Here is a 20,632-nt window from a genome sequence, read left to right on the forward strand (position 1 = left end):
CGATGAACTTCACCTTTCGCCAGATCCGCTACTTCGTGGCGGTGGCCGATTGTCTCTCGGTCAGCCGCGCCGCCCAGGAGCTGCACATCTCCCAATCCGCCGTGACCGGCGCCATCCGCGAGCTCGAAGAGGGGGTCGGCGCCACCCTGTTCGAGCGGGGGCCGCGCGGCATGACCCTGACCCCCCAGGGACACCAGTTCCTGCTGCACGCCCGCCGCATTCTCGGCGCCATGAGCGACGCCACTCACTCCCTCAAGGGGACGGCGAGCAAGGAAGAGGGCAGCCTCACCATAGGCGTCACCAGCCTGGTGGCGGGCTACTACCTCTCCGATGCCCTGGGGCGCTTTCGCCGCCTGTTTCCCGGGGTGCACATCGAGGTGAAAGAGGATGAGCAGGCCTTTCTCGAGCACCAGATCGTCAACGGCGAGATCGACGTGGGGCTCTTGATGACCAACCGCACCATCCGCCACGAGGCGTTCGAGACCGAGCTGCTGACCCGCTCCCCCTTGCGTCTCTGGCTGCCGGCCAACCACCCCCTGTGCGCCCAACCCAGCCTCTCGCTCACCGAGCTGGCCGGGGAGCCCCTCATCGCCCTCACCGCCGATCAGATGGAGCAGGTGATCCAGGCGGGCCTGCGCCGCTACGGCCTGCGCCCGCGTATCGTGCTGCGTACCGGCTCGGTGGAGGCGGTGCGCAGCCTGGTCACCAGCCACCTGGGGCTGGCCCTGCTACCGGATTTTGCCTATCGCCCCTGGTCCCTGGAGCAGGAGCGGGTCGAGGCGCGCGAGATCAAGGAGCCAATCCCGGCCATCGATATCGGCCTGGTGTGGCGACGCGGCTCCCACCTGCCCTGGGAGGCCAGGGAATTTATCGAGATCGCCAAGGAGCAGGGGCGGCTGCGCGCCCGCCTCGCCCCCGGCCGCTAGGCGCGCAGACCGCAGCGCAAAGCGCCCGGTGCTTGGCAGCGGCCCGGCGTAGCGCCATACGCCCGTCATCAGCCTCACACGACGTCGATATCACTTTTCTCGATAGCTCCCCGCCTAAAAATTGAAATTCTCATCGCGCGCTCCCTCTCCTACGCTCATTCGAGCGTTAACAGGATGTTAAATCACTACTAAAGAAGGAGATCACCATGAGGCTGACCGCACTCTGTCTCGGATTGCTGGCGTCGTCCCTGCCGCTGCACGCGGCGCAGCAGGGAGAAGGCCAGGTCGATATCGTCGCCTGGGCCGGCTACGTGGAGCGGGGCGAGACCGACAAGAACTACGACTGGGTCACCGGCTTCGAGAAGGCCACCGGTTGCAAGGTAACGGTCAAGACTGCCGCCACCTCGGACGAGATGGTGGCCCTGATGAACGAGGGGGGCTTCGATCTGGTGACCGCCTCGGGGGATGCCAGCCTGCGCCTCATCGCCGGTGGCAAGGTGCAGCCCATCGATCTCTCGCGCATCCCGAGCTGGAACAAGATAGACCCGCGCCTGCAAAACGCCACCTGGCACAAGGTGGGCGGCAAGCACTATGGGGTGCCCTACCAGTGGGGCTCCAACGTTTTGATGTACAACACCAAGGTGTTCCCCCAGGCACCCGACTCCTGGTCCGTGGTGTTCGAGCCCCAGACCCTGCCGGACGGCAAGCCCAACAAGGGGCGCATCCAGGCCTTCGACGGCCCCATCTACATCGCCGATGCCGCCCTCTACCTGATGACCCACAAGCCCGAGCTCGGTATCAAGGACCCCTATGAACTGAACGAGGACCAGTACAAGGCCAGCCTGGATCTGCTGCGCCAGCAGCGTCAGCTGGTGGGCCGCTACTGGCACGATGCCTTCGTGCAGATCGACGACTTCAAGAACGAAGGGGTGGTGGCGTCGAGCTCCTGGCCGTTCCAGGCCAACGCCCTGATAGCCGAGAAGCAGCCCATCGCCACCATGGTGCCCAAGGAGGGGGTGACCGGCTGGGCCGACACCACCATGCTGCACAGCGAGGCCAAGCACCCGGTGTGCGCCTATCAGTGGCTCGAGCACTCCCTCAACCCCAAGTTGCAGGGGGATCTCGCCGCCTGGTTTGGCTCTGTGCCCGTGGTGCCCGCCGCCTGTCAGGGCAACGCCCTGCTCGGGGACAAGGGGTGTCAGACCAACGGCGCCGACAACTTCGACAAGGTGCACTTCTGGCGCACCCCCACCGCCCAATGTCAGACCCAGGGCGCCTGCGTGCCTTACTACCGCTGGGTCTCCGACTACATCGCCGTGCTCGGCGGCCGCTGATCCTGCCGGGCCGGCCACGCCGGCCCCTCACTTCGGAGTCAATCCATGCACGCGGTACAGTTTGAACGGGTGAGCCGTCACTATGGCACCGTCAAGGCGGTGGACCAGGTGTCGCTCGCCATCGCGCCGGGGGAGTTTTTCTCCCTGCTGGGGCCGAGCGGCTCGGGCAAGACCACCTGCCTGCGCATGCTGGCCGGGTTCGAATACCCGACTGGCGGCACCATTCGCCTCTTCGGCGAGGCGTGCTCCACCCTGCCCCCCTACGAGCGCCCCCTCAACACCGTCTTTCAGGACTACGCCCTGTTCCCCAACATGAACGTGCGCGACAACATCGCCTACGGCCTGATGATCAAGGGGGTCGACAAGGCCAGCCGCTATCGCCGCGCCGACGAGATGCTCGAGCTGGTGCGCCTGCCCGGGGTGGGCGATCGCCGCCCGGGCCAGCTCTCCGGTGGCCAGCGCCAGCGCATCGCCATCGCCCGCGCCCTGATCAACCAGCCGCGGGTGCTGCTGCTCGACGAGCCCCTCGGGGCGCTCGATCTCAAGCTGCGCGAGCAGATGCAGCTCGAACTCAAAGCCTTGCAGCGCCAGCTCGGCATCACCTTCATCTTCGTCACCCACGATCAGCAGGAGGCGCTCTCCATGAGCGATCGCCTCTGCATCTTCAACCAGGGGCGCATCGAGCAGGTGGCGGCCCCCGAGACCATCTACGACACCCCGGCCACCCCCTTCGTGGCCCGCTTCGTCGGCAGCGTCAACCTGTTCGAGGGCGAGGCCGCCCGCCGCCTCACCGGCCACAGCGGTCAGGTGATGGTGCGCCCGGAGCGGATCCGCCTCGCCACGGCCGGCACCCCGGGCTGGTCCGGCGAGGTGCGCGAGGTGGAGTACCTGGGCCCCTACGTGCGCTACCGGGTGCGCATCGACAGCGACATCGAGCTCATCGTCAACCACCCCAACGAGGGGCAGGCCCGCCTGCCGCTCGGGGAGCGGGTCTCTCTCAGCTGGGCGGCCCCCGCCGTGCACGCCCTGGGAGCGACCCCATGAACAGTGCGAGCCTGACCATGCCAAGCCATGCCCCCCGCGCCCCCCTGCGCCGGCGCCTCTCGACCCTGCTCTACGGCCGCTCCGGCCTGCTGCTGGGGATCCTGCTCGGGCCCCCCCTCATCTGGCTCGGCCTCATCTATGCCGGCTCCCTCCTGATGCTGCTCTCCAACGCCTTCTTCGGCCTCGACGAGTTCAGCGGCCAGATCCGTTATGCCTTCACCTGGCAGAACTTCATCGACCTGGCGCGTCCGGAGAACCGGGACGTGATCCTGCGCACCCTGACCATGTCCCTGCTGGTGACCCTGGCCTGCGCCCTGCTCGCCTTCCCCATCGCCTACTACATGGCGCGCTACACCCGGGGGCGGCAGCGGGCCTTCTTCTACATCGCCATCATGCTGCCGCTCTGGTCGAGCTATCTGGTGCGGGTCTACGCCTGGAAGCTGATCCTGGCCAAGGAGGGGGCCATCAACTGGCTGGCCGGTCAGCTCGGGCTGGACGGCGTGCTGCAAGCCCTGCTGAGCCTGCCGGCCATCGGCGGCCCGTCGCTCTCGTTCTCGCGCCTGGGCACCTTTATCGTCTTCGTCTATGTCTGGCTCCCCTTCATGATCCTGCCGATCCAGGCGGCGGTGGAGCGGATCCCGGTCTCGCTCATCGAGGCGAGCGCCGATCTCGGCGCCACCCCGGGCCAGACCTTCCGCACCCTGCTGCTGCCCCTGGCGCTGCCCGGCGTGGTGGCGGGCTCCATCTTCACCTTCTCCCTGACCCTGGGGGACTACATCATCCCGGGCATCATCGGCAACTCCACCCTCTACATCGGGCAGGTGGTCTACATGCAGCAGGGCACGGCCGGCAACCTGCCGTTTGCCGCCGCCTTCTCCCTGGTGCAGATCCTCATCATCGCCATCTACCTGACGGTGGCCAAACGTCTGGGGGCCTTCGATGCGCTTTGACCGAGCCGGGAGCGGATTGCGCCTCGCCGCCTATGGCGGGCTCGCCTTCCTGCACCTTCCCATGCTGTTTATCTTCCTCTATGCCTTCACCACCGAGAGCAAGAGCTACCAGTTCCCGCCCCCCGGCCTCACCCTGAAGTGGATCGGGGTCACCCTGGAGCGGCCCGACGTGTGGCGCGCCATCCGCCTGTCCCTCGAGGTGGCGAGCCTCGCCACCCTGGTGGCGCTGCTGCTCGGCACCCTGGCGGCGGCCGCCATCGCCCGCAGTCGCTTCTTCGGCCAGGAGGTGGTGTCGCTCCTGCTGATCCTGCCCATCGCCCTGCCGGGCATAGTCACCGGGCTGGCGCTGCGCTCGGCCTACGGGGTGCTGGAGATCCCCTTCAGCTTCTGGACCATCGTCATCGGCCACGCCACCTTCTGCGTGGTGGTGGTCTACAACAACGCCCTGGCGCGCTTTCGCCGCACCCATAGATCCCTTATCGAGGCGTCAATGGATCTCGGGGCCGACGGCTTTCAGACCGTGCGTTACGTGATCCTGCCCAACATCGCCACGGCCCTGCTGGCCGGCGGCATGCTGGCGTTTGCCCTGAGCTTTGACGAGGTGATCGTCACCACCTTCACCGCAGGCCAGCAGACCACCTTGCCCATCTGGATGTATCAGGAGCTGATCCGCCCGCGCGATCGGCCGGTCACCAACGTGGTCGCGCTCATCATAGTCGCGGTCACGACCGTGCCCATCCTGCTCGCCTATTACCTGACGCGCGACGGCAACGACGCCGCTCGCTAACCACCAAGGAAGGTTTTCTATGAAGATATCGACCCAGCAGCTTATCGATGGCCAGTTCGTCACGGGAGAAGGCCAAAGCGAGCCCGTGCTCAACCCCGCCACCGGCGAGCTCATCGTCGCCCTGCCCGAGGCCTCCTTCGAGCAGGTGAGCCGCGCCGTCAACGCCGCCCAGCGCGCCTTCGGCAGCTGGCGCCACACCACGCCGGCCACCCGCAGCAACCTGCTGCTGCGCCTGGCCGCCGCCATCGAGGAGCACGCCGAGGAGCTGGCGGCGCTGGAATCCCTCAACTGCGGCAAACCTTACGCCGCCGTGCTCGGCGACGAGCTGCCAGCGGTGGTCGACTGCTTTCGCTTCTTTGCCGGCGCCGCCCGCTGCCTGCACGGCCCCCTGGCCGGCGAATACCTGGACGGTCACACCAGCATGATCCGCCGCGACCCCATCGGCGTGGTGGGCAGCATAGCCCCCTGGAACTACCCCCTGATGATGGCGGCCTGGAAGATGGCCCCCGTGCTCGCCGCCGGCAATACGGTGGTGCTCAAGCCCTCGGAGCAGACCCCGCTCACCGCCCTGCGCCTGGCGGAGCTGGCCAGCGAGATCTTCCCGCGCGGGGTGGTCAACGTCATCTGCGGTCGCGGCGAGAGCGTGGGGGCCCCCCTGGTGGAGCACCCCCTGGTGCGCATGGTGTCGCTCACCGGGGACATCGCCACCGGCCAGAAGATCTTGCAGAGCGCGGCGCGCACCATGAAGCGCACCCATCTCGAGCTCGGCGGCAAGGCGCCGGTGATCGTCTTCGACGACGCGGATCTCGAGGCCGTGGTGGCGGGCATCCGCACCTTCGGCTTCTACAACGCGGGGCAGGACTGCACCGCCGCCTGCCGTATCTATGTGCAGAGCAGGCTGCACGACCGGTTTGTCGCCGCCATGAGCGACGCCGTGGCCTCGATCCGGGTAGGCAGCCAGCACGAGGAGGGGGTCGAGATGGGGCCGCTCATCTCGGATCGGCAGCGCCACCGGGTGGCCAGCTTCGTCGAGCGGGCCGTCTCGAGCGGCCACATGGAGGTGACCACGGGCGGGCGGATGCGCGCGGGCAACGGCTTTTTCTACGAGCCGACCCTGATCGTCGGCGCCCGTCAGGAGGACGAGATAGTGCGCCGCGAGGTGTTCGGTCCCGTGGTCTCGGTGACCCGCTTTAGCGACGCCGAGCAGGTGGTGCAGTGGGCCAACGACTCGGACTACGGCCTCGCCTCTTCGGTCTGGACCCGGGATCTGGGGCTGGCCCACAGGGTGGCCGCAGGCCTTCAGTACGGCTGCACCTGGATCAACACCCACTTTATGCTCGCCACCGAGATGCCCCACGGGGGGATGAAGATGTCGGGCTACGGCAAGGATCTCTCCCTCTATGCGCTGGAGGACTACACGGTGCCGCGGCATATTATGGTGAAGTTGTAGCGACGCTCCGGGAGGCGCTCGGTCGAGCTCCTCACCTACGACGAGCATCACAATCCCTGCGGGATTGCCGCTACGCGGGGTTTCGCCCGCCCTGCGGGCTTTGGCGAGTGACTTTGGAAAGACCCAAAGTCACCAAAGGTCTTTTCCCCCGCCAACCCGACCGCTGCGCGGTTTCCCTCGGGTCGGTCACAAGGTCGGACGGACCGCCGCAGATGGGGCATCCCTGCCCCGCTGCGGCTGCGCCATCATCCCTGATGGCGCTCCTGACCTTGCTTCCTCCCCTCGGCGGCTTGCAGGGGGTCAACAATACCGTGCCCGTCAGTAGCGAAGGCGGCTGGTGTCAGTTGTGGCGCTCAGAACGGCGCCCACTTCTGCAAGGGGGAAGAGTGGGTGTCCTAATTTCCCAGGCACATCCAGCATGTTAGCCCGACAGGGGCCGAACAGTCAGCGTCTGTTGAGATCAGTTGTCGGGTAGAAATTTGCCCAGATCATCCAGTAAATGCCGGCCTTCATGCTCTCGACACGCGGCAGCTTAGCGTCGGCCGTTACACCAAAGAAGTCGACATGTTCAATGGCGTGGCCGGTGTCATTGTAGAACGCCACCAGGCTCTGATAATCCTTGTCGTAACAGATCACGACGGCTCTGCCGCCAATGCTGGTATTGATGAGATTGCCGTGTTGACGCACAAAGTCTTCGGTATAAGCCACATAATCATCCGCAACCGCTAATCCCCACACATGGGTCTTGTTGGCCAGACGATCATCCTTGTGCTTGATAGTCGGAAAGGTGGGCGAGTCTTTACTCGACTGATGTTTAATCGCCGTTGTGAAAATAAAATCCATGATGAAGTCATATACTGCCAGCACCGGATTTTTCCAAAAACTCACCCGCGTCTCTTTTGCCAGATAGTCATTGATGAACACTTCTCCGTTCGGATATGCCAGGGCAAACTTTTCAAATGGCATACGAAATGTGGGCCATTCACGCATCTTTGCATCAGAATTGGCAGAGTTAATGTCGCATTCCCGTTGCCCCCACAACTGCTGAATCGGCTCTCCCGAATTTTTGTCCCACATGACAAGGTTATTTTCCAGTTGATTCATCGGAGCTAAATCGAGTGCAACCCCGTTGAGTTCAGGAGTATATGCCACGCCTAGGTTGGAGAGTCCGCAGTAGGTCATCACCACGTTCTCACCTCCGATCGGCCCCGCTCCTGCCACATGAGGGCGCAACAGATCTTTATCGGAGTGGGCGCGAGCCTCACCATTGACTTCAAGCACAATCACACTCTCATCGTCGGCATAATAGCGCCGTGCTGCATCCACAGACACAAACATGCCGTCTTTCATCCTAGCCCGCATCATGACATGCGGGTTGATGTAGCCACTGTAATAGAAAAGAATGATAGTTCCGCTGAGCAGAAGCAATACTGACAGAGGCATTACCTCCGGCTCGGCAATGTAAATGACCCACGACAAGAATAGTGCTATCAGCGTCAACGCAGAATAACGGTGGCGATAATACCATACATGCATGGTCTTATTGCGCTCCGACTGGATGACCCACTGACTGATATCTGCCAACTCTTTAAACAGTAGACCTGATGCGAACAGGGCAACCCCATTACACAGGAGAAACAAGATAAGGCCGATGCTTTCAACTATCGTATTCATGGTTTTTACCTGCTGCACAAACATGTGTTTAGCAGAGGATAAAAACAGCGAGGAAGAAGAAAAAGAGGGTTAGCAGCAATGCTCTGTTGCTGAAATTGGAACAATCATCACGCCTCCAGCTGGGTCAACAGGACTGGAAGATGCTGACGGATGTCTTCAAGCAACAGTTTTACTTTGGCGGGAACGTAACGCCGAGAATGATAGACGCCATAAATCGTCTGCGCAAAGCGATACTTCCCATCGAATAACGCTTTTAACCTGCCCTGTTGAACTTCATGATTGGCAAATACCACGGGCAGACAACCAATGGCTTTGCCTTGTACGACAATATTGGTTAACAGGCGTGGCGATTGGACGCTATAGCGGGGAGGACGTAGTAAAGGAAGCCTTGCATGTGGCCAGCATTGTTGCATCGACGTTTCCTGAACTGCGATCGGCATATTGTTCAAAAGTGCCTCATCACTGAGTTGATGCCCATTTGTCCCCTCAACACCCATGTAAAGATCAAAATGCAGCTTCGCCAATGGCACGGCAATAAATGAAGAGTCGGGCTGTTCGCCCACCATCAGCATCAAATCAAAGCGTTTATCCATCAAATCCTGAGGGTTTTCAGGATATGAATGCAGTGTCAATGAAAGCGCCGGGTAACGCTCAAAAAAATCTGAAACTTGTTCGCTGCATAAATCGAAGAGATATTCGGCCCCATACAGGGTTAATGCCCCTGAATACTCCCCCTGTGACTTGGTTATCTGACGATGCGTTTCTTCGACCTGCCGCAATATCTGTTGTGCTTGATGCAGAAATACCTCACCGACCTCGGTCAGGGTCAATGAGCGGGTAGTACGCTCAAGCAATCGCATCTCTAGTGAGTCCTCTAACGCCCGAATGCGCCGACTCACTGTAGATTTGGGCAGATCATTGACTTCTGCTGCGCGGGTAAAGCTTTTTAGCTCAACGACTTGAACGAAAAGAGCGAGGTCATCCAGATTCATAATGGTGCATAGGTAAGCCGCAATAGATGCAGTATTACTAGGTGCTTAGCGGCTGGCAAGCCTGGGTGCTTCCCCCAGTTGAGTGATGGTGGCGCATCCGAATCGACAGGCCCGCTTCTTTCCTCACCCCCACTGTAGTGAAATTGGAACACCCAAAATTTTGAGTGCCGCGTAGCGGCCAACAGAGCAGCAAACTACCAACCCAGTCGCAGTCTGGCACGGTATTGTCTACCCCCTCCAATCCGCCGAGGGGAGGAAACAAAGTCAGGAGCGCCATCAGGGATGATGGCGCAGCCAAATATTGGGACACCCACCGTTCTGAGCGCCGCGTAGCGAGCCCACTTAGCCGCCGTCGGGCACGGTATTGGCCCCCCTGCAAGTCGCCAAGGTGAGTTGAACGGGTCAGTAGCGCCGTCAGGGAGGACGGCGCAGCCGCAGGCGGCACAGGGATGTGCCGTGTGCGGCGGTACGGCCGACCCGATCGACGAGCCGAGGGCATCCGCGTAGCGGACGACTTGCCGGGGCTGGCCGCTCGATTGGTGACTTTTCTTTGGCCACGCAAAGAAAAGTCACTCGCCAAAGCCCAAAGGGCTGGCGAAAAACGTCGAGGGTAGAGCCCTCGCCCCTCACTCACCCGATGCAATACGCCGCGCTGATTGCCCCCTCTCCCTATGCGGCAAAGCCGCATCGAGATCCCCGTCGTAGGCCAGGAGCTCGACTGAGCTCCTCCAGGTGGGCTGGCGAAAAACTTCGAGGGCAGAGCCCTCACTCACCCGGTGCAATGCGCCGCGCTGATTGCCCCCTCCCCCTGTGCGGCAAAGCCGCATCGAGATCCCCGTCGTAAGCCAGGAGCTCGACCGAGCGCCGGCGGCCACACCCCGGTTGGGGATTGTCCCTCGCCTTATCCCAAGCCCCATAATGGCCGCTCATTGGAGGAGGCCTGCATGTTTATCCTTGAGACCGAGCGCCTGAGGTTGCGCGATATGCGCCTCGACGACGAGGCGGCCTTCGTGGCCATCACCCAGGACGAGCGCTATCAGCGCTTCTATAGCGAGGAGGATGGCCGGGCGCAGAAGTACCGGGAGCTGACTCGACTGTTTGTCGAGCAGGCCGGCGAGCGCCCCCGGCGCGCCTATCAGCTGGCGATAGAGCATAAGGCGACGAATGCCCTGATCGGCACAGTCTGCCTGCGTCTGGAGAGCGATCAGCAGGCCTCGATGGGGTGCGGCATGGCGTGCCACAGCCAGGGACGCGGACTGATGCAGGAGGCGGCCTCGGCCCTGGCGGGCTTTGGGTTTGCATCGCTCGGGGTGCACCGCATCTATGCCGAGACCCTGTCCCGGAACCGGGCAGCCATACGGCTCTGCTCCTCGCTCGGGATGCGCCAGGAGGCGCACTTTCGCGAGCATCGCTACTTCAAGGGGCTGTGGTGGGACACAGTGGTGTTTGCCCTGCTGCGAAGCGAATGGTCCCATCAGGGCCGCGCGGCGCCTACTGAGCCGGCCACTTGCGGCTCACCCCATCCCCCAACCGGGCCGACTGATGAGTCGGCCGGCCCCCCACAGTGATGACCCACACAGGAAGATGATATGTTGAGCAACCGACACCTTGGCCTTCACGCGTTGAGGTCATCAGCGAGCCGACCCGTGCGCTGGCTGCTGTGGTCCAGCCTTGTAATGCTCTGCTGCCTCGCCGGCGAGGCCCAGAGCAAGGCGCCGGCCAATCTCGGCACCCCGCAAGACTACGCCCTTATCTACAACGGCCCGATCTCCGATCCGGACAGCAACGAGGCGATCGCCGCCGTGGTCAAGCAGGCCGGGCTCCCCGTGGTCTATCTCGACAACCTGGACGATCTCCCCGCCAGACTGGCGGGCGCCCGTCTGTTTATCATCGGTGGCACCGAAGATGACGTAGAGCCCCTGGTTCATCGGTTCACCCCGGCCATCGCCGGGGCGCTCAAACGCTACCTGCGCCAGGGCGGGCGCTATCTGGGGATCTGCGGCGGTGCCTTTGTCGCCTCGCTGGGCTGGGCCGACGAGGGCAACCATGTGAAGGCGCTCGGCCTGGTGCCTGCCGAGTCAGACGACTATGACGGGGACTTCTCCCCCAAGATCTATGACATTCGCTGGCTCGGGGAGGTGCGCCGCATGTACTACCAGGCCGGCCCCACCTTCGCCCTGAAGCCAAGCACCGAACCGGTGCGCGAGCTGGCCTACTTCGACGATGGCCGGATCGCCGCGTTGATGAGCGCCTACGGCAAGGGCAAGGTGGCCGTCTCCGGGCCCCATCCGGAAGCCCCCGACACCTGGAAAGCCAATGCGCAAGATGGCGATACCATGGAGTCCAATATCCACCTAGCCGTGGATCTGGTGCAGGCGCTGCTCTCCGATCGCCCCGTCCTTGCTCCCGCCCAGACAGGCCCGGTCAGCCTGAGTGCGGGGGCGTCAAACCCGCCGCCCACATCGCTTGAATAGCAACAGGGAGGCCGATGGCCTCCCTGTTTTTTTGTGCGGCACTCGGGCTCTCGGCCCGAGACATCACCCTTAGCGCTGGCGACCGTCGCCCAGACCGAAGGGGATGCGATAGTCGCTGCTCTCGTCGCCCAGGCTGACGCTCAGGGTGCCCTGGGTGCGGGACGGCAGGGCAATCGACTGGGTGCCTGCGCTCTTGGCGGGCACGGCGGCCAGCAGCTCACCGGTGGCATCGCGCACTTCCAGCATGCCGGCGCCGTGTTGGACGGCATCGCCATGCCACTTCACAAACAGCACGCCCGGGGCGGCGCTGAAGTCGGCCGGCACGGCGGCGTGGGCAAGGCTGGTGGTCATCAGGCCTGCAACGGCCAGCATCTTGATGAGGGTTCTCATGTTCGTTTCTCTCTATATGTGTATGTCATTGCCAAGGCCCCATGGGCCCGAATCAATGCATCCTTGCGAGAGGTCATTCAAATATTATGTTGCTCCTTCACATCCGCCACCGATTGAATTCTTGGGGTGCGCGTCTGTAACAACGGATTATTTGGCCACTTGGCACTCCGGCCTAAGCGATGAGTGCATGGTAACGGGGCACAGCCCCCATTGTTAGCGAGTTAATCTGGAACAGACATTCGAAATTTTTGAATTAGCTGTACATCCCGGATTCAGAGAGCGCAGGCGGCCAACAGCAAGGGCAGGAAGCCCTGCCCTCGCGCCTTTATGCGTCGCCCAGCTCTTCGGGCGTCATGGGCCGCAGCACCTTGCAGGGGTTGCCGGCCGCCACCACGCCCGCCGGCACATCCCTGGTCACCACGGAGCCGGCGCCGATCACGCTGTTGTCCCCAATGGTGACGCCGGGGCAGATGACTGTGCTCCCGCCCACCCAGACGTTGTGGCCGATGCGCACCGGCTTGCCGAACTCCACCCCCTTGATGCGCGGCGCCACCGCCACCGGGTGAGCGGCGGTGTAGATCTGCACCCCGGGCGCCAGCAGCACGTTGTCGCCGATGTGCACCTCGCACACGTCGAGGATGGTGCAGCCCACGTTGGCGTAGAAGTTCTCGCCGACGAAGATGTTGGCCCCGTAGTCGCAAAAGAAGGGCGGGTTGATGGCGCACTCCTTGCCACGGCCGCCCAGCAGTTCATGGAGCAGGGCATCGCGCGCCGGTTTCTCCTGCCAGTGGGTGTTGAAGGTGTGATAGAGCCTGCGGCAGCGCTCGCGCGCCGCTTTGAGCTCGGGGTCGCCCGCATCATAGGGCTCCCCCGCCACCATCTTCTGCCACTCGGGGCTGCGCACCGCCGCCTTCATCATCACCTCGCTCATCGCCTACTCCACCAGCCAGATCAGGGATTCATAAGGGCGCAGCATACCCGATTGCGGCCGGGCCGGGCTATCTGGGTAGTTGCCAAGCAGCAGGCGCCCCTTGCCGGTGGCCAGCTCCTCCGGCAGGGCGAAGGTGGCCGGCTCGCCGTAGAAGTTGCTCACCACCAGCAGGGTCTGACCGTCGGCGCGGCGGGCATAGGCCCAGATCTGCGAATGCCCCGCCAGCAGCTCCTGATAATCCCCCTGAGTGAAGATAGGATGGGCCTTGCGCAGGCGGATCAAATCCCGGTAGTGCCAGAACACCGAGTCGGTGTCGGCCAGCGCCGCCTCGGCATTGATCATCAGGTAGTTGCCGGCGGGCTTGAGCCAGGGGGTGCCACTGGTGAAGCCCGCATTGGCCGCAGCGCTCCACTGCATGGGCGTGCGGGAGTTGTCACGGGACTTGGCGCCGAGGATGGCCAGGATCTCGGCCTCGCTCACGCCTTCAGCCTGCTTGATGGCGAAGATGTTGCGGCTCTCCACGTCCTGATAGTCATCGATGCACTGATAGCCGGGGTTGGTCATGCCGATCTCCTCCCCCTGATAGATGTAGGGGGTGCCCTGCAAGCCGTGCAGTGTGCTGGCCAGCATCTTGGCGGCAACCACGCGATGTTCGCCCTCGTCACCGAAGCGGGAGACGATGCGCGGCTGATCGTGGTTGCACCAGAACAGGGCCGACCACCCCTTGCCGTGCATGCCGCTCTGCCAGTGGTTGAAGATGCGCTTGAGCTCGAGGAAATCGAACGGCGCCTTGGTCCACTTGTCGCCATTGGGGTAGTCCACCTTCAGATGGTGGAAGTTGAACACCATGGAGAGCTCGGAGCCATCCAGCGCGCCATAGCGCTGGCAGTGCTCCAGCGAAGTAGAGGACATCTCCCCCACCGTCATGGCGCCGACCGGGGCAAAGACGTCGCGACTCACGTCCTGCAAAAATTCGTGGATGCGCGGCCCGTCGGTGTAGAAGCGGCGGCCATCGCCACTGTCGTCGCTCGGGAACGCTTGATCCTTGGAGATGAGGTTGATGACGTCGAGCCGGAAACCGTCCACCCCCTTCTTGGCCCAGAAGTGGATGATGTTTTTCACCTCGGCGCGTACCGCCGGGTTTTCCCAGTTGAGATCCGCCTGCTCGCGGGCAAACAGGTGCAGGTAGTACTGACCGGTGAGCTCATCGAGCTCCCAGGCGCTGCCGCCAAATTTGGATTGCCAGTTGTTGGGCACACCGCCATCCACCGGATCGCGCCAGATGTAGTAGTCGCGGTAGGGGCTGTTTTTATCCCCCAGCGCCGACTTGAACCAGGCGTGCTCGGTGGAGGTGTGGTTGACGACGATGTCCATCACGATGCGGATGTCGCGCGCGTGGGCGGCGGCCAAGAGTGCCTCGAAATCGGCCATGGTGCCGTAGGCAGGGTCGATGGCAAGGTAGTCGGCAATGTCGTAGCCGTTGTCCACCTGCGGGGAGACGTAAACCGGGGTCAGCCAGAGGGCATCGACACCGAGGGTCTTGAGATAGTCGAGGCGGGCCATGATCCCCTTGAGATCGCCGGTGCCACGGGCAGCGGAATCCTGAAAGCTCTTGGGGTAAATCTGGTAAATCACGGCGCTCTGCCACCAGGGTGTTTGGCTCATGGGTCTTGCTCTTGTCTCGAATGAAAAAGGGAGAGGGCGACCCCTGCGGGTCGCCCTGATGTGTGGAGTCAAGCGCTGGCCTTAGCCAGCTTGCCGGCCGCCTGTTGGCGCTGGTAAACCAGCAGAGTCAGCACGATAGGCACGACGATGGCCACCAGCATGGCGATGGCATAGACGGCCCAGTATTGCGGCTGGATGGAGAGGATGCCCGGCAGGCCCCCTACCCCGATGCCGTTGGCCATCACTCCGGCGAAGCCGCAGATGAGGGCCGCGAGGCTGGAGCCCACCATGGCGCACAGCATGGGGAACTTGTACTTGAGGTTGATGCCGTACATGGCCGGCTCGGTCACCCCCAGATAGGCGGAGATGGCGGCAGGCACCGAGATCTCCCGCTCGTTCTCCTTGCGGCTGATGAGGATGATGCCGACCACGGCAGAGGCCTGGGCGATATTGGAGAGGGCGATCAGCGGCCAGATCGGGGTGCCCCCCATGCTCTGCATCAGCTGCAGATCCACCGCGTTGGTGGTGTGGTGGATGCCGGTGATGACCAGGGGCGCATAGAGGAAGCCAAACAGGGCGGCACCGATGGGGGCAAAGGAGCCGGTCATGGCGGCCTTGGCGGCAAAGCCGACGCCGTCACCCAGCCAGCGCCCGAACGGACCGATAAAGGCGTGGGCCACGATCACCGCCAGCAGCAGAGAAACGAACGGCACAATCACCAGATAGAGGTAGGCCGGAATGATGCGCTTCAAGTTGGTCTCCACCCAGGCGAGGAAGACGCCCGCCAGCAGGGCCGGGATGACCTGCGCCTGATAACCCACCTTCTGGATCACGAACAGACCGAAGTCCCACACCTCGGGAGTCTGCTGGCCGATGCCGTAGGCGTTCATCAGCTGGGGCGACACCAGCGTGATACCGAGCACGATACCCAGGATCTCGGAGCCGCCCATCTTCTTGACCGCAGACCAGCAGACGCCCACCGGCAGGAAGTGGAAGATGGCCTCACCCAGCAGCCAGAGGAAGGCGTGCACCTGAGCCCAGAACTGGCTGATCTCGGTGAGGGTGTGGGTGCCATCGTCGAACATCTTGATGTCGCCGATGACGTTGCGAAAGCCCAGGATCAGACCGCCGGTGATGATGGCCGGCAGCAGGGGCACGAAGATCTCCGCCAGGTGGGAGATGCCCCGCTCCAGCGGATTCATGTTCTGGCGCGCCGCCTGCTTGGCGACCTCCTTGCTACCGCCGCTGACGCCGATCTCTTCGGTCAGCGCCTTGTACCACTGCTCCACCTCGTTGCCGATGACCACCTGGAACTGGCCGCCCTGAGTGAAGCTTCCCTTCACCGCAGGTATGGTCTCGATGGCCTTGCTGTCGGCCTTGGTCGGATCGTTCAGGACGAAGCGCAGCCGGGTCAGGCAGTGGCTGACGGTTGCGATGTTCTCCTTGCCACCGATCTTGTCGATGAGCGTGGCCAGGTGCTGAGTGTTGATCTTGGTCATCGGGTCTTCCCTCTGTGACGCCGCATGGTGTGCATTACCCTGTGGGCTGGTTTTGGAATCGTTCCCAAACAAGATGAAACAGAAGTCACCGCGCAGCAATGGGAACGTTCCCAATTTGGGGTTGTGGTCACAAAAAGCGCAGCCTGCCCTGCTGGTATCAAGGCTAGGTCAGGCTGGGGGCTATGGTGGCTTGGGGGGGGTGACCAGACTCGATCTGTCCCAGCAGCTGGCGCGCGGCCTGCACGCCGGCACCCTTGTAGCCGAGATCCAGGCTCTGTGCGTTGGGAAACAGGAAACCGAGCAGGGGGTTGTTACCAAGGCCGGTGACCCGCACCTCGCTGCGTCCCTGCTCCTGCAGGTACTTGGCGGCGCCGATGGCCAGGGTGTCGCTGGCGCAGACCAGGGCCCGGGTGGCCGGGGTGAGCAGCTCGGCGGCCAGGCGATAGCCGCTCTGGTGGGAGAGATCCCCGAGCGCCAGCCGAGGGGTCAGGCCGTGTTCGGCGCAACAACTCAGGTAGGCATCGCGCCGCCGCGCTCCGGTGGTGAGATCCGCCTCGTCCACCCCCAGATAGGCTATCTCACGCACGCCGTCGGCAAGCAAGCCTCCCATCATGGTGCGGATGGCCCCCTCGTCGTCGAAGCAGACCGAGGAGAAGCCCGGCGCCTCGCGCGCCACCAGCACCAACTTATCCCGATACGGGCTCATGGCGGCGTAGTCGAGATCGTTGAAGGCAAACAGAATGATGCCATCCACCCCGCGCCGCTCCAGCACCGCCAGATGCTCCTCGACCTTGGCGGGGGAGAACTTGCTCTCCATCAGCACGGCGTCGTACCCCTCGCCGTAGAGGGTCTCGAGCATGCCGCGCACCGCCTGGTTCTCCGAGCCCGAGTCGAGCCGCGAGACTATGATGCCGACCACCCTCTGACTCTGGCTGCGCATGGCGCGTGCTGACTTGCACGGGGTGAAGCCGTGCTGGTCGATCACCTGCTCGACCCGCACCCGGGTCTCCTCCTTGACTCTGGGATCGCGGTTCAATACCCGAGAGACGGTCGACTTGCCGACCCCACAGAGGCGGGCGATATCGAGGATGGTGAGCTTCTTTTCCATGGGCAGCACTGACGCGAGGGGAAGGGCCCTATTGTTGTGATTTGCCCCCACAAAAACAAGCCGTTGGAGTTAGAATGGCCGCCTCTTCCTCTCAAGGACAGGACGATGGATCTGCTCGCCAGTCTGAACTTCTCCCTCTCCATTACCGGCCCCATCTGCCTGGTGCTGCTGCTCGGCATCGCCCTCAAGCGGCTGGGGCTGCTGCCCGAGAGCTTCATCGAGTCGGCCTCGCGCCTGGTGTTCCAGGTCACCCTGCCGGCGCTTCTGTTCCTCAGCATGGTGCGCACCGATTTTGCGACCATGCCAAGCCCCTGGCTCATCGTCTACGGCCTGCTCGGCACCCTCGCCGGCTTCCTGCTGCTGGAGTGGCTGGCGGCGCGCTGCATCGCCGCACGCGCCCTGCGCGGCATCTTCGTGCAGGGGAGCTTTCGCGGCAACATGGGGATCATGGGGCTGGCCTTCGTGCAAAACGCCTACGGACCCGAGGGGATCGGCGCCGCCGCCCTCTATGTGGGGGCGGTCACCGTGCTCTATAACATCCTCGCCGTCATTACCCTGACCCGCAGCCTGGGGGGCGGGCGCGGCACTCGCTCCATCCTCAAGGGGATCGCCAAAAACCCCCTTATCATCGCCATCGTTGCGGCGTTACCGTTTGGCCTGCTCGGGGTCCAGCTGCCGCCCCTGCTGCTCACCACCGGCAACTACTTTGCCAACATGACCCTGCCGCTGGCCCTGCTCTGCACCGGCGCCAGCCTCAACCTGCAGGCCCTGCGCGGCGGGGCCTTGCTCACCGGCTGGGCCACCGCCAACCGCCTGCTGCTGTTCCCCCTGCTGATGGTGAGCGGCGCCGCCCTGCTCGGTTTCAACCATCAGGCTCTCGGCATCCTGTTTCTGGTGAGCTCAACCCCGACCGCCGCCGCCAGCTATGTGATGACTCGCGCCATGGGCGGCGACAGCGCCCTGGCCGCCAGCATCATCGCCGTCACCACCCTGGGCTCGCTGGTCACCACCAGCCTGGGGGCCGCCCTGATGAACTATCTGGGGCTGATGGCTTGACCTTGCCCCGACCGGCAGGAAGAGGATGACCGGGTTACCCACAGGAGGAAGCACGATGATCGAACTGAAGGTTGAGGGGATGTCTTGCGGTGGCTGCGCCGCCTCTCTCGAGCGGGCCCTGGGCGCCCAGCCCGGCGTCACCGCCGTGAAGGTGGATTTTGCCAGCGCCACCGCCCGCATCGAGGGCGAGGTCGAGCGTGCGGCCCTGATCGCCCTCATCGAGGCCCAGGGATTTCACGCCAACTTAAACACCACTTTATAGGTATAAAATAGGTTAAAGTTCTGTATCAACCTGTTTTTTGGTGAGTTCAATCACAACGAACCGGGGATTAATGAGAAAAAATGCTGCGGTCTACCATCACAATAAGGAAGTCGCAGCATGTCCCTACCCCTTCGCAAGAGCCTGATCGCCGCCGTCCTCGGCATGACCCTCTCCCCTCTGGCCTTCGCCCTGCCGAGCGTGCACATCCTGGCCACCGGCGGCACCATCGCCGGCGCCGGCCAGTCCGCCACCCAGTCCAACTACGAGGCGGGTAAGGTCGCCATCGACACCCTGATCGCCGCCGTGCCCGAGATGAAGAAGGTGGCCGACGTGCAGGGAGAGCAGGTGGTCAAGATCGGCTCCCAGGACATGAACGACCAGGTGTGGCTCACGCTCGCCAAGCGGGTCAACGAGCTGCTGGCCAAGGATGACGTTGACGGCATCGTCATCACCCACGGCACCGACACCATGGAAGAGACCGCCTACTTCCTGAACCTCACCGTCAAGAGCGACAAGCCGGTGGTGCTGGTCGGCGCCATGCGCCCCTCCACCGCCATGAGTGCCGACGGCCCCATGAACCTCTACAACGCCGTGGTCACCGCCTCCGACCCCGCCTCCAAGGGGCGCGGCGTCATGGTCGCCATGAACGACACCGTGCTCGACGCCCGTGACGTCACCAAGACCAACACCACAGGGGTGCAGACCTTCGCCTCCCCCAACTTCGGGCCCCTTGGCTACATCCACAACGGCAAGATCGACTATCAGCGCAGCCCGGCTCGCCAGCACACCAGCCAGACCCCGTTTGACGTGAGCAAGCTCGACAAGCTGCCCCAGGTCGGCATCGTCTACAGCTATGCCAACGCCTCAGAGCTGCCGGCCAAGGCTCTGGTGGATGCCAAGTTTGACGGCATCGTCAGCGCCGGGGTGGGCAACGGAAACCTCTACCACACCCTGTTCGACACCCTGGCCAAGGCCAGCGAGAAGGGGATCCGTGTGGTACGTTCCGCCCGCGTGCCGACCGGCTCCACCACCCTGGATGCCGAGATCGATGACGCCAAGTACGGCTTCGTCGCCGCCGAGAGCCTCAACCCGCAGAAGGCGCGGGTGCTGCTGATGCTCTCCCTCACCCAGACCAAGGATCCCAAGCAGATCCAGCAGTACTTCCAGCAGTACTGATCGGCCAACCGGCGCGAGGGCGGGCCTGTCCCGCCCTCTCTCTTTGGTGTGTCAAAAACAAATTGGCACACCCTTTGCTGTAATGGGTCCAGGTGCCATCGTTTGGAAGGAAAAGAGATGAGACGCTGGATCCAACATTTTCATCAACTGGTTCAACTCAACTGGATCATGACCTGGCTGTTGCTCACCTGCAGCCTGATCCTGATCTTTCCAGAAGGGGTGATGAACGGCGCAATAAGCCGCTGGGGCGAGGCCTACGCCGGCTGGCTGGGGGTGGGCATGCTGATTGCCCTCTCCTATTTCGCCAGCCAGGGGCTGCTCATCGCTTGGGAATATCTGTGCGAGGAGTGGCAGGAGCGCCGCCAGCACAGCAACATGGAGCAGACCATCGCCTTCCTCGACTTCAACGAGAAGGCGGTACTGCGCGAGTTCGTGCTGCAGCGCAAGAGCGTCATTAATCTGCCGATCACCGAGCCGGCCGTCAAAAACCTGATGGACGCCGGGATCCTCACCTTCGCCTATGGCAAGCCCAATCGGGAGAAGGATGATGAGAACCAGATCCGCGCCCTGATGATCGCCCTGCCGGCACGCCCCCTGCTCACTTACAAGGTGCTGGGACTGTCGCGCGGCAAGATGAGCGAGGAGCAGGTGGAGCAGATCATGAGCGCCCGCCCCAAGTTTGCCCAGAAGGGGCTCTCACGCTAATCCCTCATGCAAAAAAGCCGACACCCAAAGGTGTCGGCTTTTTTTTGTCTTCATCCGGACTAGTTGAGTCCCTTTGAGCTGAACAGGGCCGCCTTGCCGGCGATAAACCCCACCCGGACCTGCCTCTGCTCATCACCCCACACACAGTCCGAGGCGCCGAGCGCCTCGTCACAACGCTCCGCCTTGCCCAGCACGGCGCTCACCTCTTC

The 20,632-nt window shown here is 63.2% G+C and carries 19 protein-coding genes; 12 read left to right on the forward strand and 7 right to left on the reverse strand.

Annotated elements, in window-relative coordinates:
• Positions 1 to 2 precede the first annotated feature (2 nt).
• From BN1121_RS02895 to BN1121_RS02920, 6 genes are all read left to right on the forward strand, one after another.
• Complete coding sequence (locus BN1121_RS02895; protein WP_005347387.1) at positions 3 to 926, forward strand: LysR family transcriptional regulator; 924 nt, start codon at positions 3 to 5, stop codon at positions 924 to 926.
• A gap of 206 nt (positions 927 to 1,132) precedes the next feature.
• Entirely contained in the window at positions 1,133 to 2,260 is a 1,128-nt protein-coding gene (locus BN1121_RS02900; RefSeq protein WP_005347389.1) for an ABC transporter substrate-binding protein, read from the forward strand.
• A 45-nt stretch (positions 2,261 to 2,305) separates the two neighbouring features.
• Positions 2,306 to 3,304 (forward strand): ABC transporter ATP-binding protein, encoded by a 999-nt coding sequence (locus BN1121_RS02905; protein WP_005347391.1) that lies wholly within the window; start codon positions 2,306 to 2,308, stop codon positions 3,302 to 3,304.
• Positions 3,301 to 4,254 (forward strand): ABC transporter permease, encoded by a 954-nt coding sequence (locus BN1121_RS02910; protein WP_005347393.1) that lies wholly within the window; start codon positions 3,301 to 3,303, stop codon positions 4,252 to 4,254. The genes BN1121_RS02905 and BN1121_RS02910 overlap by 4 nt, the downstream gene beginning before the upstream one ends.
• Complete coding sequence (locus BN1121_RS02915; RefSeq protein ID WP_005347395.1) at positions 4,244 to 5,041, forward strand: ABC transporter permease; 798 nt, start codon at positions 4,244 to 4,246, stop codon at positions 5,039 to 5,041. The genes BN1121_RS02910 and BN1121_RS02915 overlap by 11 nt, the downstream gene beginning before the upstream one ends.
• 19 nt (positions 5,042 to 5,060) lie before the next feature.
• Complete coding sequence (locus BN1121_RS02920) at positions 5,061 to 6,491, forward strand: gamma-aminobutyraldehyde dehydrogenase (RefSeq protein ID WP_005347397.1); 1,431 nt, start codon at positions 5,061 to 5,063, stop codon at positions 6,489 to 6,491.
• A gap of 444 nt (positions 6,492 to 6,935) precedes the next feature.
• On the opposite strand, the gene BN1121_RS02925 is transcribed toward BN1121_RS02920, so the two are convergent.
• The gene (locus BN1121_RS02925; protein ID WP_005347399.1) at positions 6,936 to 8,165 is read right to left on the reverse strand and encodes a DUF3179 domain-containing (seleno)protein; all 1,230 of its coding nucleotides are present in this window, start codon (positions 8,163 to 8,165) and stop codon (positions 6,936 to 6,938) included.
• A 107-nt stretch (positions 8,166 to 8,272) separates the two neighbouring features.
• Entirely contained in the window at positions 8,273 to 9,157 is an 885-nt protein-coding gene (locus BN1121_RS02930; RefSeq protein WP_043157095.1) for a LysR family transcriptional regulator, read from the reverse strand.
• Between the two features lie 944 nt (positions 9,158 to 10,101).
• Here BN1121_RS02930 and BN1121_RS02940 point away from each other — a divergent pair.
• The gene (locus BN1121_RS02940) at positions 10,102 to 10,725 is read left to right on the forward strand and encodes a GNAT family N-acetyltransferase (RefSeq protein ID WP_005347406.1); all 624 of its coding nucleotides are present in this window, start codon (positions 10,102 to 10,104) and stop codon (positions 10,723 to 10,725) included.
• A gap of 78 nt (positions 10,726 to 10,803) precedes the next feature.
• Positions 10,804 to 11,631: a hypothetical protein gene (locus BN1121_RS02945; protein WP_005347407.1), complete on the forward strand. Its 828-nt coding sequence runs from the start codon at positions 10,804 to 10,806 to the stop codon at positions 11,629 to 11,631.
• 69 nt (positions 11,632 to 11,700) lie between these two features.
• Here the strand turns inward: BN1121_RS02945 and BN1121_RS02950 are convergent, their stop codons facing one another.
• The 5 genes from BN1121_RS02950 to treR form a co-directional block, all read right to left on the reverse strand.
• On the reverse strand, positions 11,701 to 12,021 hold the full coding sequence (locus BN1121_RS02950; protein WP_005347409.1) for a hypothetical protein: 321 nt from the start codon (positions 12,019 to 12,021) through the stop codon (positions 11,701 to 11,703).
• Positions 12,022 to 12,346: 325 nt separating this feature from the next.
• A complete protein-coding gene (locus BN1121_RS02955) occupies positions 12,347 to 12,952 on the reverse strand; it encodes a sugar O-acetyltransferase (protein WP_005347411.1) in 606 nt (201 codons plus the stop codon).
• Positions 12,953 to 12,955: 3 nt separating this feature from the next.
• On the reverse strand, positions 12,956 to 14,617 hold the full coding sequence (treC, locus tag BN1121_RS02960) for an alpha,alpha-phosphotrehalase (RefSeq protein ID WP_005347413.1): 1,662 nt from the start codon (positions 14,615 to 14,617) through the stop codon (positions 12,956 to 12,958).
• 68 nt (positions 14,618 to 14,685) lie between these two features.
• Positions 14,686 to 16,116, reverse strand: coding sequence for a PTS trehalose transporter subunit IIBC (gene treB / locus BN1121_RS02965; protein ID WP_005347415.1), 1,431 nt, complete (start codon positions 16,114 to 16,116; stop codon positions 14,686 to 14,688).
• Between the two features lie 163 nt (positions 16,117 to 16,279).
• Entirely contained in the window at positions 16,280 to 17,224 is a 945-nt protein-coding gene (gene treR, locus BN1121_RS02970) for a trehalose operon repressor TreR (RefSeq protein ID WP_005347418.1), read from the reverse strand.
• A gap of 105 nt (positions 17,225 to 17,329) precedes the next feature.
• Here treR and BN1121_RS02975 point away from each other — a divergent pair, with 105 nt between their 5' ends.
• The 4 genes from BN1121_RS02975 to BN1121_RS02990 all read left to right on the forward strand — a co-directional run bounded on the left by BN1121_RS02975 (position 17,330) and on the right by BN1121_RS02990 (position 20,423).
• Complete coding sequence (locus BN1121_RS02975) at positions 17,330 to 18,280, forward strand: AEC family transporter (protein ID WP_005347421.1); 951 nt, start codon at positions 17,330 to 17,332, stop codon at positions 18,278 to 18,280.
• Between the two features lie 55 nt (positions 18,281 to 18,335).
• Positions 18,336 to 18,542: a heavy-metal-associated domain-containing protein gene (locus BN1121_RS02980; protein WP_005347424.1), complete on the forward strand. Its 207-nt coding sequence runs from the start codon at positions 18,336 to 18,338 to the stop codon at positions 18,540 to 18,542.
• Positions 18,543 to 18,659: 117 nt separating this feature from the next.
• Positions 18,660 to 19,718, forward strand: a complete 1,059-nt coding sequence (ansB, locus tag BN1121_RS02985) for an L-asparaginase 2 (protein WP_005347425.1) — start codon at positions 18,660 to 18,662, stop codon at positions 19,716 to 19,718.
• A gap of 117 nt (positions 19,719 to 19,835) precedes the next feature.
• Complete coding sequence (locus BN1121_RS02990; RefSeq protein WP_005347427.1) at positions 19,836 to 20,423, forward strand: superinfection exclusion B family protein; 588 nt, start codon at positions 19,836 to 19,838, stop codon at positions 20,421 to 20,423.
• Positions 20,424 to 20,632: the final 209 nt, after the last annotated feature.

Source organism: Aeromonas diversa CDC 2478-85 (assembly GCF_000819805.1).
GTDB lineage: Bacteria > Pseudomonadota > Gammaproteobacteria > Enterobacterales > Aeromonadaceae > Aeromonas > Aeromonas diversa.